This window comes from Mucilaginibacter limnophilus (genome assembly GCF_004005815.1).
In the GTDB taxonomy this organism is placed as follows: domain Bacteria; phylum Bacteroidota; class Bacteroidia; order Sphingobacteriales; family Sphingobacteriaceae; genus Mucilaginibacter; species Mucilaginibacter limnophilus.
In genome coordinates this window covers 444,899-457,461 of record NZ_SACK01000002.1, presented here as the reverse complement: position 1 = coordinate 457,461, position 12,563 = coordinate 444,899, and the positions used below count along the sequence as shown (strand labels likewise).

The following is a 12,563-nucleotide window of genomic DNA, read 5'->3' as shown; positions in this document are numbered from 1 at the left end:
GAAATTCGCCTGCACCATGCTGCAAATACAGGAAAACGTTTCCCTAAAAAATCTGAACACTTTTGGTATTGAGGCTTACGCGAGATACTTCGCCGAAATAAGTCGTGAAGATGAATTGGTTGAACTGTTTGCTGATGAGCAATGGAAGCAGTTGCCTCGACTGATTTTAGGTGGCGGCAGCAATATGCTAATGGTTTCTGATTTCGACGGGCTGGTTATCCGCATGAACATTCGTGGCATTGAACATCACATCAACAATGATGAAGTGTTTGTTGAAGCCGGCGCGGGTGAGGTTTGGAATGATCTGGTGAATTTTTGCGTCGACCGTAATTTTGCAGGTATGGAAAACCTGAGCCTGATACCCGGCTCGGTTGGTGCATCGCCCATACAAAACATCGGCGCCTACGGTGTTGAACTTAAGGACGTATTTTACAAATGCCATGCGTTTGAAATAGCCACCGGTGCATTTAAAACTTTTAGTAAGGAAGATTGCCGCTTCGGATATCGTGAAAGCGTGTTTAAAAGCGATTTGAAGGGGCAGTATATTATTACATTAGTTAAGTTCAAGCTATCCCTTAATCCAAATATCAATATCACCTACGGCGCCATTGGGCAGGAACTGGCTGCACGTGGCATTACCGAACCTACTATAAAAGATGTATCGCAGGTGGTATCGCACATCCGTGTATCAAAATTGCCCGACCCGTCAACCATAGGAAATGCAGGGAGTTTTTTTAAAAATCCGGTTATACCTGTTGATAAGTTTGAATTGTTAAAAACTAATCACCCTGATGCGGTGAACTATCCCGCGGGCGAAGGGTTTATAAAATTAGCAGCCGGCTGGCTTATTGAACAATGCGGCTGGAAAGGCAAAGTGGTTGGTAATACCGGCACCTGGAAAAATCAGGCGTTGGTACTGGTAAACCATGGTGGCGCTACCGGGCAGGAAGTGTACAACTTTTCGTCGCAAATCATAGACAGTGTGTACCAAAAGTTTGGCGTACAACTTGAGCGTGAGGTAAATATCATTGCTTAACGGCTTGCCTAAAGGTAAATCTTGGAAAAGCTATCTTGTTAAAACTACATTTTATAGCAGTGCTTATTAATTAGTAGTTAATATTCTGCTATTCCATACACTTTTCTCTATATCTGTACACAGCTTTTTAATACATCTGTTACCATTTGATACATGTTTGAACGTAAAACAACTGTAATTGCCGGTAAATGCACTCATTTTATCGGCGAATTTGGCAAATGGTATCATAATTGTCTTTACTCAATCACAACAAACACTACTATTATGACAAAGATTGAGTTTAACACCCTGGTATTACGTCAAGCAAGTTCATTAAGGTCATACGCATTACACTTTACCCATGATGCTGACGATGCCAACGATTTGGTGCAAGACACCATGTTAAAGGCCATAACTTATTACAACAAGTTTAAAGAAGGTACTAATTTAAAAGGGTGGTTATACACAATCATGAAAAACACTTTCATTAACAACTACCGTCGCTTTGTTAAAATGAGCACTTTTGTTACCAAGTCTGATGAGATATCTTCACCAAACCTGGTATTCAGCTCAACTAAAAATCAAGGCGAATCAAAGTTCATCATGGATGATATTAAGAAAGCCCTTGAAAAACTTCCTGAAGATTACTATGTGCCATTCACTATGTATTTTGAAGGCCATAAATACCATGAGATTGCCGATCATCTGGAAATTCCAATTGGTACTGTTAAAACCCGTATACACGTTGCACGCAAACTGTTAAAGAAAAACCTTAAAGCGTATGACAATGGTATTGCAAAGCCGGTATATGCCGAAATCGACTAAGTAGTAGCAAGAGCAAATTAAAACTCAATATATAGCAGAAACCCGCCTCTTTGGGCGGGTTTCTGCGTTTAAGATTTCTCCTTACCCTATCCAAAGAAGAGGATTTTTTTGCCAATCCACAAGGCGCGTAAAATAGAGGGATATGTCATTTCGATCGTAGAGAAATCTTCTGCAACATGTACTTACTCTGTTCAGACCTCTTTCAGAAGATTTCTCCTCGTATCTCGTCGAAATGACAGCGAAGAAAATAAGACTCTTTACTCTATCATCTTCATCGCCTCCTTAGCCACCACCTGTCCCGAAATAATAGCCGGCGGCACGCCCGGGCCGGGAACGGTTAGCTGACCGGTATAAAGCAGGTTCTTGATATGCTTAGCCCGCATTGCCGGTTTTAAAAAGGCGGTTTGCATGAGCGTATTGGCCAGGCCGTAAGCATTACCTTTATAAGAGTGATAATCGTTTTTAAAGTCCTGCATGGCGTAGCTGCGTTTTACTACAATGCTGTCGCGAATAGTTTCGCCGGAGATATGTTCAAAACGGTTAAGGATAATGTTGAAATACCTCTCGCGCATGGCCTCGCTGTCTTCCAGTCCCGGTGCCAGCGGAATTAAAAAGAACATATTCTCACAACCTTCGGGCGCAACAGAGCTATCTGTTTTTGACGGGCAAGAGGCATAAAATAATGGCTTGGATGGCCACTGCGGCTCGGTATATATTTCATGTGCGTGCTGCTCAAAATCCTCATCAAAAAATAAATTATGGTGCTGAATGTTGCTTAGCTTTTTATTGATGCCGATATAAAACAGCAAACTTGATGGCGACATAGTACGCTTGTCCCAGTACTTTTCATCATAGTTGCGATAGGGCCTTTCTAACAGATGTTGGTCAACATGCTCATAATCGGCGCCGGCAATAACAAAGTCGGCGGTAAAATCGCCATTGCCGGTAATTACTTGGCTTACTTTGCCGTTTTGCACATCCAGTTTTGTAACTTCGGTATTCAGCCTGATATCAACACCTAAACCTTCAGCAGTCTTCACCATAGCTTTGACAATCTCGTTCATGCCACCCATAGGGTACCAGGTACCCAGCACTAAATCAGCATAATTCATCATACTGTACATGGCCGGAGTATTCTGCGGTGTAGCACCTAAAAACAGCACCGGGAACTCCAGCAGCTTTATCAGCTTCGGGCTTTTAAAGTACTTGCGCACATGCTTGCTCATGCTGGTAAGCAACTGTATGCCGAAGCTCTTTTTTATGAGGTTGAAATCAAAATATTCGGTTATGCTATGTGACGGACGAAATACATATTCGCCCATGCCTGTGCGGTATTTGTATTCGGCTTGTTTTAAAAATTCGCGTAAGCCTTTGCTGCTGCCGGGTTCAATGCTGTCAAACAACGCTTCAAGGGCAGTCATGTCTGCAGGTACATCCAGCAGATCGTCTTTACCAAAATATACACGGTATCCCGGGTCAAGACGTTTCAGATTATAAAAGTCGGCGGCAGTTTTACCGAATAGCGCATAAAAATTTTCAAATACATCTGGCATCCAGTACCAGCTTGGCCCCATGTCAAAACGAAAGCCGTTGTGCTCCCAAACCCGGGCACGGCCACCGGGCTGCTCGTTTTTTTCAAGGATGGTTACCTTATAACCTTCTTTAACAAGTAAGCAGGCTGCCGATAATCCGGCGAAGCCCGAGCCTATTACAATGATGTGTTTTTTGTTCACTACAACTATATCGCCTAAAGTAATCAAAATGTTTGGCGTCGGTTAAAAAACAATACAGTCCTTATTTTGTACTTTTGAGCATATATGCCCAAAATTTCAGATTTACAGCTTTATAATGATACTTGTTTTGATTGCAGCAAGCTTGTTGCCAACAGGTACAGCACATCTTTTAGTTTGGGCATAAAGGCTTTCAGTAAAAAGTTCAGGGCGCCTATATATGCTATATACGGGTTTGTTCGCTGTGCAGATGAAATAGTAGATACTTTTCACAATCATGATAAAGAAACGCTGATTGCAGATTTCAAAGCCGAAACATATAAAGCTATAGCGCAGGGCTTGAGCCTTAACCCGGTGCTACACGCGTTTCAGGCTGTAGTGAACAAATATGATATCAATCCCGAATTAATAGAGGCATTCCTCACTTCCATGGAAATGGACCTGTATGCAACCAGTTATGACGAGGAGACTTATCATGCCTACATTTATGGCTCGGCAGAGGTAGTAGGACTAATGTGCCTGAAAGTTTTTTGCGAAAATGATGATGAGTTATACCGCTCGTTAATGCCTATGGCTTGCAGCCTTGGCGCGGCGTTCCAAAAAATTAACTTTTTACGGGATGTAAAGGCTGATAAGGAAGAACGAGGGCGGGTTTATTTCCCCGGGATCGACCTAAAAAACTTTACTGAGCAGGATAAGAAAAACATAGAACTTGATATAGAGCGCGATTTTAATGATGCTTTTGAAGGGATAAAAAAACTGCCTGCTGGGGCCAGATTGGGCGTATATATTGCCTATGTGTATTACAAGCAATTATTTAAAAAAATAAGCTGTACACCAGCGGATGATATTTTGCAGAAGCGAATCCGTATATCCGACAGGCGTAAAGTAGCCCTGTATGCCCAGGCCATCCTACAGCAAAAACTTAATGCTATTTAAATGCAGAAATGGTTTATTACCTGTATAATCATATGTTTATATGCAAGCGTTTTTGCACAGCAGCATGATCCGGTAAGTATCCGCAGGCAACTTGTAGTAGCGCTGAAAAGCAGTGAAACTACCGATTCACTTTACAAAAGTCTCAACGCCGTAAAAAACAAGCCAGCCCTTGTAACCGGTTATATAGCCACATTGCAGGCATTAAAGGCTGTACATGCCTGGAATCCCTTCACTAAACTTAAATATCTTAATAAGGCTGAAGATACGTACAGACAAGCTGTAGCGGCAGATCCGGATAACATTGAGATCCGTTTTATGCGTTTTTCTGTAGAACATAATGTGCCGGGCTTTTTAGGATTTAACAAAAACCTGGATGCCGACAGAAAGGCGATAATTAACCAGTTAAAAAAGAAAAATTATACCGCTTCAGACCATGAAATGATCTTAACGGTGGTTAAATTCTTAATTGACTCGAAACGCTGCACCGCTGCCGAAAATGAGTATCTTAACAAGCTGTTAGCATCCTTAAAGTGAAATATACCTATCTGCTTATAAATTTTCTCACGATATTCTTCCCGGTAGTGCTGTCGTTTGATAAAAGGGTGCAGTTCTATAAAAGCTGGAAGTTTATATGGCCCGGTATGGCCATAACAGGGGTGCTGTTTTTATTTTGGGACGTATTGTTTACCATTAAAGGTATCTGGTCGTTCAACCCGAAATATATTACAGGCGTTGCCTTTATGCAGCTTCCGCTTGAAGAAATTTTGTTCTTTTTGACGGTGCCGTTTGCCTGCATATTTATTTACGCATGCTTAAACTACTATGTAAAGTGGCATATGAGCATTCGTCTTACACGCATTATATCAAACCTGCTGCTTATTCTTTCGCTGTTTATACTGATACTTTATTACGACAGGTCATACGCTTTAATAACCTTTGGCCTGCTGTTTGTAATTATTTTGTATCTGCAGTTTATGGAAAAAGCCGAATGGCTGGGCAGGTTTTACCTGGCCTATGCTGTTTCACTGATCCCGTTTTATATTGTGAATGGCATACTAACCGCTTTGCCTGTGGTGATATATGATGATATGCAAAATCTCAGGTTCAGGGTAGGTACTATCCCTTTTGAAGATCATTTTTACTCGATGGCGCTACTGGTAATGAACATTGCCTTTTTTGAATATTTTAAAAGGCGTAGTGCAAAGTAAATGGATGAGCTGCCTCAATATACCAAAAGTCAGCTGGCTCTGCGTAACGGGCAGGATAAGCCGCAAATATGGGTAGCTTATAAAGGAGTGATTTATGATGTAACCGAAAGCCGTTTATGGCGTAATGGCAAACACTATGAGCACTGGGCCGGGCAAGACCTTACTGACGAATTACCGGACGCGCCGCACACTGAATCTGTTTTTGAAAAGTTTCAGAAAGTAGGAATATTGGTGTAGATTCAAGAGTTAGAATTAAGACTTTTAGAGATTTCGAATATGCAATTTCGAATTTAACTTTGTCATGATGAGCGATAGCGAAGCATCTGTAACAAGCTATGCAAGTTTCCGTATAGATTCTTCACTATCGTTCAGAATGGCAAAAACATCCTCTTAATTCCTGACTCTTTCTCAGATATCAAAGCGTGACAAGCCAACAAATGCCTTTAAACGTGCATTAATATCTTCTTCAGTAAGGTCTTTTATACGCTCAGGACCAAATTTTTCTACGCAGAATGATGCCAGCGCCGAACCGTAGATCAGGGCGTTCTTCATGTTGTTGAAGTTGATAGTACCAACTTTTGCCAGGTAGCCAATAAAACCTCCGGCAAAGGTATCGCCTGCACCTGTTGGGTCAAAAACATCGGCTAATGGCAGAGCGGGCGTTGCAAATACCGAATCGTTGTCGAACAATAATACGCCATGTTCTCCTTTTTTTATAACAAGGTACTTAGGGCCCATGGTTAATATCTTACGGGCAGCTTTAACCAGTGAAAATTCACCTGATAACTGGCGTGCTTCCTCATCGTTTATTGTTAATACATCCACCAATTTAAGGGTATCCATCAGGTCATCCCATGCTATGTTCATCCAGAAGTTCATGGTGTCCATTACTATAAGCTTAGGGCGGTTACGCAGCCGTTTAATAACGGTTTGCTGTACCTGCGGAGTAAGATTGCCAAGCATCAGGTATTCGCAGTCCTGGTAACTTTCGGGAATAATGGGGTCAAAGTCGGCAAGCACGTTCAGGTCGGTTACCAGGGTGTCGCGGGTGTTCATGTCGTTATGATACTTACCGCTCCAGAAAAATGATTTTTCACCTTTTTTTATCTGCAAGCCTTCTGTATCGATGCCGTGATTGTTAAAATCGTCAATATCGCTTTGCGGAAAATCGTCGCCTACAACAGCTACTATTTTTACTTTATTATACAAATAAGAAGCCGCTAATCCCGCGTAAGACGCTGAACCTCCGATGATTCTGTCGGTTTTACCAAATGGGGTTTCAATAGCGTCGAACGCGACAGTGCCGATAACAACCAGACTCATGATATATTTTTTAAAATTTTTCTGCGCAAATATTGTGAAATTAACTGGGAAATTATACCTTTGCACACTCTAATCGAGACCGACACTCCTGAATAGCTCAGCCGGTTAGAGCATCTGACTGTTAATCAGAGGGTCGCTGGTTCGAGTCCAGCTTCAGGAGCGAAAGCCACACATTCTGTGTGGCTTTATTATTTCAAGTCCTGTAATTAAAATTTACCGATCATAAATTTAATTCTGCACCAGTTTTATATCACTAACTCATCCAATTTCAAAGGACAATCATAAAATTTAACAAGTTGTAGAAATGGTAGAAAGAATATGTACTTTTGCCATAATAAGCCTTATCAAAATATGTATAAAACTGCAAAAAACGCATCTATTTTAGCTGCCATAGCTATTTAATTATTATTCACCGCTTCATGTAAAAAAGATAAGCAAAATGGTGCAAAATCAATGCTTAAAGGTACGTGGACTTTCAGGCTACAAAGTTTAAAATTTACTTACTCGAGCAGAGAGTACATGACATATGATAGTACTCAACGATATAAGATGATAATTGACAATGAAAAGGTTACCCTTCAACCAGAAGGAAATGGAGAATCCTTTGTTTATAATGCATATATTTATGATGATGCTACAAAAAAGCTTACTCTAACACATGCTGCCGATGAAAAAACCGATGCGGCCGAAGAAATATTTGATGTACAAACACTTTCCAAAACCCAATTATTGCTGCATTCAGCTTCAGAACAAAGGTTGAATGGGGAGCAGGTAGTTGTTGATGTTTTTTGGGAATATGTAAAGTAATCAATAATACTTATTTATCAGCTATCTCACGGGCGGCGCTTTTGCTTTTTACCTTCAAGTTAAGCATTTCTACAAGTACCGAAAATGCCATGGCAAAATATATATACCCCTTTGGAATATGCTGCTCAAACGCCTCGGCCAGCAACGATACTCCTATCAGCAGCAGGAATGATAAGGCAAGCATTTTTACCGTTGGGTGTTTGTTTACAAAGCGTGCTATACCGCCCGACGCCCAAAGCATAATGCCCACGGCTATCACTACGGCAGCTATCATGATCTCCACATGGTCGGCCATGCCCACTGCGGTAATCACCGAATCTAAGGAGAAAACAATATCAAGCAGCATGATTTGTACAATAGTGCCCCAAAAGGAGTGTGGCTTGATGTTTTCATTACCTTCATCAGCGCCTTCAATTTTTCCGTGTATCTCGTGTGTACTTTTATATATCAGGAACAAACCACCAATAAGCAATATTAGGTCACGGCCGGATATTGCCAGCTTTTCAACCCATTCAGGATTGGTTACCCCGATAAGGCCTGATACATTGAAAAGCGGTGCAGTAAGCCGCATAACCCAGGTGATTGACAGCAGCAATAGTATACGGGTGATCAACGCCATGGCAAGCCCTAACTTGCGGCCTTTTTCCTGTTGTTCTTTTGGCAGCTTATCAGCCAGTATCGAAATAAAAATAATGTTATCAATACCCAATACAATTTCCAGTACGGTAAGGGTAATAAGCGATATCCAGGTTTCGGGGTTGGCTAATATTTCCATTTGTGGGTCAGATGATTTGTTTTTCGGTCTAAAATAACAAAACCCCTGCCATGGGGCAAGGGTTTTTAAAATAACAATAAAAGGATAGACTAAAAGCCACATAAATTGGCACAGTAAGTTGTTATATAGTTGAGGCACCAATTGGGATCATTAGGTGGATTAACACAGCCAGACATACCAGAATTTAAACAAGTGTTATAACAGGCCGCATCTCCATACCCACCTATCACATTTTTCATTTTCTCTTTGCTCAGCATTTCTCCAATGCCTTCCATTTTTAGATTAAGCTTTTTCATTTTTAAATTTTTTATTTGCCGCTTTTAAGGGTTAGCAACTTCCCTTCCTGTGTTACCGAAGACAGGAATCTTCACTGTGGCCAACAATATTTTTTGATTTTGGAATAAGATTTATAAAAGCAATAAGAGCGGAATGATAAAAGAAGTATGAGAATAATCTATAAAGACATATTAGAAATCTGCTTTTCATAAGGATAGGTTTATATACAAATCATCCTATTAATATAATAATAGGATGACAAACACTAAATTATAAAAGTTCGATTTATCTGGAATTGCGTATGAAAAAATTACATTTAGTTTTAAATTATTCGATATTTACAGCTTGATATCTATTTTTTATGACTACTTTAGTATCTGAATTACTTTTACCTACGTATCCTTTGTAATTTTTAGTAGGTTGATAGCCTGGCCCGTTATCAGGTGTTTTATCTACTATTTTTACTTTATCACTATCATGATTAAAACTATTATAACTAACGGTTACATCAAATTCAAAATTGTCTTTTCCAGAAAGTGCTATGCCAACATCTGAGTAAGCTGAATTAATATTTAAACTTTTTAAACCTGTACCCAATTCGTTTATTTTTAAGCCGTCTCCGTATTTAATATTAAAATCTCCTGAAGTTTCAAGGTATTTGATGATAACTGGAGAATATTTAACGTTTGCATCAATTGAGCCTATTTTCCCGAATTTTAGGTCGCCGTATGAAAAGTTGACGTTACCGCTTTTCAGCTCATCAATACTCGCATCGGTATAACTTAAATTAAGGTTGTTACTTATATTATTAAGCGACTTTGCGTAAAATTTACCATAGGCATTGGTAACATTTACTTTGCCATATAAGCTTGGCAGTTCAGTTGTACCGTATTTATTACTTACTGTTATAGCATTTCTGGCAGGCATATGGATAGTATAATTTATTTCCATAATACGCACCGACCTTTTACCGTTAAACGACCATGATCCGCTGCCCTGATCACCCGCAAAACGTGTTTTGAACCATACGGTTGACCCCTGTTTGCCATCTTGAATAGTAACATCATCAAGCATTTTCTTTGCTGCACCTTCTTTGTTGGTAGCTACCTTTATCAGCACATCAACCTTAAACTCGTTTTTGTTCCAGGTAACCACAGTAACTTTGCCATAGCGGTTATCTATATCCAGCATATCGTTAGCATCTGCACTATAGCTTTTGCTGTACGTTTTAGTAAGTTCCTCCATATCGCCGTTGTTGGCGGCTGCGTCAATACCATCAATGTCAACATTAATATCGCAATTAATTGCGCTTAAAGATTCGCTTAAACCATCAAGCCCAATTTCAAGCTCTTTGGTAATGTTATTTATATTTTTATTGATGTTGGTATAAATATTTTTATTAAGGTTAGTTAATACCGCATTGTTAATGTTGGTATTTATTGACGCCATTACGTTGTTAAGCTTGTTTAAGTTAACATGAACGTTAACAGGCACATCGGGCTTTGCTGCCGGCTTAGGCGGTGTTGGTACCGCTACAGCAGTTTGAGCGAACGCAGATAGCCCTGCAAAGATTAGTGCAATAAGCAATGCAGTGGCCTTATATATTTTTAACTTCATTTTGTTGTTGTTTTTTGTACTGATTAAATTGTTCGATAACGTTTAGTTGCTGATTTAGCACCTCGGTTTGTATTTGCAAATTCCGGATCATTGCACGTAGAACACGCTCCTGGTTAGGGCTGGTTGCTATATCGTTTGTTAGTTTTTTATATGCCGAGTCCATCTTCGCTATCTCCCTGCTAAACTCTTTATAAAGTTGCGGGTCGGTTTTGGCCATTTCTTTCAGCTCGGTACGCTTGGTTTGTACCAGCGACGCGTAGTGCATTTGTTGTTTAGCGTAATCGGGGTTTATCTCGGCCAGGTCAACGCCTTGTTTTTTTCCTGTTTGCAGGTAAACGGCGAAACATACGCCCATTACAATAATTACGCTGGCCGCCACCCTTAGTACAAAACCCAGCGAAAATGTTTTGGCCTCGCGCTTTTTTGGCTGCTGCGGTACATCTAATTCCCTTTCTATCCTGTCCCATAAGGCAGCGCGGGGTTCAAGGTCGTTAAACTCCTCGCGGTTAGCTTTAATGAAATCTTCCAGTCTCTTGCTCATGATGTTATTCCTTTCCTGCTTAAAATCTCACTTAATTTTCTTTTTGCCCTCAAAAACTGCGTTCTCGAGGTATTTTCACTAATATTTAATATTTGCCCTATTTCCTCATGGTCATACCCTTCAAGCAGGTATAATGATATTACCACTCGGTAACCTTCGGGCAGCTCTTTCATCGCCTCTTTTATCTGCGCTACTTTATATTGCTGTTCACTATCATCCTCTATTTCCTCATCCGCTATGTTTTCTAATTCTACATCCTCTACTTCGGCCCATGCCATTTTGCGCTTGCGCAGCAAATTAATAGAGCGCGATACCACAATTTGTTTCAGCCATAAACCAAAAGTTGTTTCCTGCCTGAAATCACTCATTTTATTGAAAGCGTGTAAAAACGACTCCTGCAGAATGTCTTCGGCCTCGGCAATATTGCCCACTATCCTAAAGGCGACGTTAAGCATCGCCTTAGAATACAAACGGTACAACTCATAACAGGCCTTTTTACTGCCCTGCTTACACTCAACCACCAGGTTATAATGCTTGTCAATATATAGCGCTTCCAATTGTGATATTCAAGCTTTCTGTTCTATATGACACCGGATATTTTAATACGTTGCACACAAGCTGAAAAAATATTTAATGTTTTGTTAATGGCAAAACTGTATGCTTCCGAGTTAACCTTGCAACCAATATCCATATTATTATACCCGCAAGTAAAAACAGCCAGAAATCAGCCAGACCAACTATCACGTCAGTAAATAAATTAATACCAGCTTGCATGGCCAATCCTAACCTGCTAAAAAACGGCCCACGGTAATCTGACACATCATCATTGACAATGATTTCTTTCATTACCGTATTGTTCTGCGAAAAGTTAAGACTAACCACACTGTATTTTACCGCATCGTCAATGCGCCTTGTGTTTACCTGCTCGTCAACCAATGCATCTTTAAAAATTAGGGCGTCTTCCGGCGCTTTTAGTTTGATACGCCCCTTCTTTTGCTGGGTTACCAGTTCCTTTCGGCTGTTCAGCTTCAATTGCGATTCGAGGTAAATAAGCGACTGATCTTCAATATCCATGTTACGCGCCATTACATGCGTACCCATTTGGCCTACCTTATTCATAAACTCATCCAGTTTTTCTGACGGCACCTTTACAGTCATATCGGCCTCGGTGCTATAAGCGGCTACCCGCATAACCGAATCACGGTTTATCCTTACAACTTTGGTATTTTGCGCGAAGGACCGCATGTGATGGTGCGTTACTAACCCCTGATATTGCCGTGCTAATGCTGATATTTGCCCTGCTGCCTGCTCCACATTCTTTACAGTAAAGGTCAGGTCGGCAGTTTTCACCAGTTTTGCCTGAGCAAACTCAGTACTGTCTGCCGCTACCAGGGCAGTGTCGGTAGTGTTGTCTTCTAAAGTGCTATAACCGGAATTTCCACGGCATGAGTATAGCAGTACCGCTCCTGAGAGCAGCACAATTAATGCTTTGATTTTCATTACTTTA

Annotated in this window: 15 protein-coding genes and 1 tRNA gene; 8 read left to right on the top strand and 8 right to left on the bottom strand. The window is 40.6% G+C overall.

The features are described 5' to 3' along the window. The first annotated feature begins 16 nt into the window (after positions 1-16). Positions 17-1,036: a UDP-N-acetylmuramate dehydrogenase gene (gene murB, locus EOD41_RS06460; protein ID WP_127703977.1), complete on the top strand. Its 1,020-nt coding sequence runs from the start codon at positions 17-19 to the stop codon at positions 1,034-1,036. A 264-nt stretch (positions 1,037-1,300) separates the two neighbouring features. Next, positions 1,301-1,840, top strand: a complete 540-nt coding sequence (locus tag EOD41_RS06455; RefSeq protein WP_127703976.1) for an RNA polymerase sigma factor — start codon at positions 1,301-1,303, stop codon at positions 1,838-1,840. Between the two features lie 257 nt (positions 1,841-2,097). On the opposite strand, the gene EOD41_RS06450 is transcribed toward EOD41_RS06455, so the two are convergent. Beyond that, positions 2,098-3,600 (bottom strand): phytoene desaturase family protein, encoded by a 1,503-nt coding sequence (locus EOD41_RS06450; protein WP_240663217.1) that lies wholly within the window; start codon positions 3,598-3,600, stop codon positions 2,098-2,100. 57 nt (positions 3,601-3,657) lie between these two features. Here EOD41_RS06450 and EOD41_RS06445 point away from each other — a divergent pair, with 57 nt between their 5' ends. From EOD41_RS06445 to EOD41_RS06430, 4 genes are read left to right on the top strand one after another with little or no spacing between them, the layout of a single operon-like run. Further along, positions 3,658-4,509, top strand: a complete 852-nt coding sequence (locus EOD41_RS06445; protein ID WP_127703975.1) for a phytoene/squalene synthase family protein — start codon at positions 3,658-3,660, stop codon at positions 4,507-4,509. Further along, positions 4,510-5,043: a hypothetical protein gene (locus EOD41_RS06440; RefSeq protein WP_127703974.1), complete on the top strand. Its 534-nt coding sequence runs from the start codon at positions 4,510-4,512 to the stop codon at positions 5,041-5,043. After that, positions 5,040-5,717 (top strand): lycopene cyclase domain-containing protein, encoded by a 678-nt coding sequence (locus EOD41_RS06435; RefSeq protein ID WP_127703973.1) that lies wholly within the window; start codon positions 5,040-5,042, stop codon positions 5,715-5,717. Before EOD41_RS06440 ends, EOD41_RS06435 begins: the two co-directional genes overlap by 4 nt. Continuing rightward, positions 5,718-5,954 (top strand): cytochrome b5 domain-containing protein, encoded by a 237-nt coding sequence (locus EOD41_RS06430; RefSeq protein ID WP_127703972.1) that lies wholly within the window; start codon positions 5,718-5,720, stop codon positions 5,952-5,954. Between the two features lie 171 nt (positions 5,955-6,125). Here the strand turns inward: EOD41_RS06430 and EOD41_RS06425 are convergent, their stop codons facing one another. After that, entirely contained in the window at positions 6,126-7,040 is a 915-nt protein-coding gene (locus tag EOD41_RS06425) for a PfkB family carbohydrate kinase (protein WP_127703971.1), read from the bottom strand. An 86-nt stretch (positions 7,041-7,126) separates the two neighbouring features. On the opposite strand from EOD41_RS06425, the gene EOD41_RS06420 reads away from it, so the two are divergent. Next, positions 7,127-7,200: transfer RNA gene (locus EOD41_RS06420), tRNA-Asn, on the top strand. Between the two features lie 389 nt (positions 7,201-7,589). Beyond that, on the top strand, positions 7,590-7,847 hold the full coding sequence (locus tag EOD41_RS06415; protein ID WP_127703970.1) for a hypothetical protein: 258 nt from the start codon (positions 7,590-7,592) through the stop codon (positions 7,845-7,847). Positions 7,848-7,857: 10 nt separating this feature from the next. Here the strand turns inward: EOD41_RS06415 and EOD41_RS06410 are convergent, their stop codons facing one another. From EOD41_RS06410 to EOD41_RS06385, 6 genes are all read right to left on the bottom strand, one after another. Continuing rightward, entirely contained in the window at positions 7,858-8,622 is a 765-nt protein-coding gene (locus EOD41_RS06410; protein WP_127703969.1) for a TerC family protein, read from the bottom strand. Between the two features lie 89 nt (positions 8,623-8,711). Further along, positions 8,712-8,918, bottom strand: coding sequence for a hypothetical protein (locus EOD41_RS06405; RefSeq protein ID WP_127703968.1), 207 nt, complete (start codon positions 8,916-8,918; stop codon positions 8,712-8,714). Between the two features lie 307 nt (positions 8,919-9,225). Next, positions 9,226-10,515, bottom strand: coding sequence for a hypothetical protein (locus EOD41_RS06400; RefSeq protein ID WP_127703967.1), 1,290 nt, complete (start codon positions 10,513-10,515; stop codon positions 9,226-9,228). Then, entirely contained in the window at positions 10,496-11,056 is a 561-nt protein-coding gene (locus EOD41_RS06395) for a hypothetical protein (RefSeq protein WP_127703966.1), read from the bottom strand. Before EOD41_RS06395 ends, EOD41_RS06400 begins: the two co-directional genes overlap by 20 nt. Further along, the gene (locus EOD41_RS06390) at positions 11,053-11,613 is read right to left on the bottom strand and encodes an RNA polymerase sigma factor (protein WP_127703965.1); all 561 of its coding nucleotides are present in this window, start codon (positions 11,611-11,613) and stop codon (positions 11,053-11,055) included. Before EOD41_RS06390 ends, EOD41_RS06395 begins: the two co-directional genes overlap by 4 nt. A 73-nt stretch (positions 11,614-11,686) precedes the next feature. Further along, entirely contained in the window at positions 11,687-12,556 is an 870-nt protein-coding gene (locus EOD41_RS06385; RefSeq protein WP_127703964.1) for a DUF4349 domain-containing protein, read from the bottom strand. Positions 12,557-12,563 lie beyond the last annotated feature (7 nt).

Bases quoted from the DNA above. Each gene is read 5' to 3' on its own strand.
- murB (WP_127703977.1), top strand. From the start codon at position 17: ATGCTGCAAATACAGGAAAACGTTTCCCTAAAAAATCTGAACACTTTT.
- EOD41_RS06455 (WP_127703976.1), top strand. From the start codon at position 1,301: ATGACAAAGATTGAGTTTAACACCCTGGTATTACGTCAAGCAAGTTCA.
- EOD41_RS06445 (WP_127703975.1), top strand. From the start codon at position 3,658: ATGCCCAAAATTTCAGATTTACAGCTTTATAATGATACTTGTTTTGAT.
- EOD41_RS06440 (WP_127703974.1), top strand. From the start codon at position 4,510: ATGCAGAAATGGTTTATTACCTGTATAATCATATGTTTATATGCAAGC.
- EOD41_RS06430 (WP_127703972.1), top strand. From the start codon at position 5,718: ATGGATGAGCTGCCTCAATATACCAAAAGTCAGCTGGCTCTGCGTAAC.
- EOD41_RS06425 (WP_127703971.1), bottom strand. From the start codon at position 7,040: ATGAGTCTGGTTGTTATCGGCACTGTCGCGTTCGACGCTATTGAAACC.
- EOD41_RS06415 (WP_127703970.1), top strand. From the start codon at position 7,590: ATGATAATTGACAATGAAAAGGTTACCCTTCAACCAGAAGGAAATGGA.
- EOD41_RS06410 (WP_127703969.1), bottom strand. From the start codon at position 8,622: ATGGAAATATTAGCCAACCCCGAAACCTGGATATCGCTTATTACCCTT.
- EOD41_RS06405 (WP_127703968.1), bottom strand. From the start codon at position 8,918: ATGAAAAAGCTTAATCTAAAAATGGAAGGCATTGGAGAAATGCTGAGC.
- EOD41_RS06400 (WP_127703967.1), bottom strand. From the start codon at position 10,515: ATGAAGTTAAAAATATATAAGGCCACTGCATTGCTTATTGCACTAATC.
- EOD41_RS06395 (WP_127703966.1), bottom strand. From the start codon at position 11,056: ATGAGCAAGAGACTGGAAGATTTCATTAAAGCTAACCGCGAGGAGTTT.
- EOD41_RS06385 (WP_127703964.1), bottom strand. From the start codon at position 12,556: ATGAAAATCAAAGCATTAATTGTGCTGCTCTCAGGAGCGGTACTGCTA.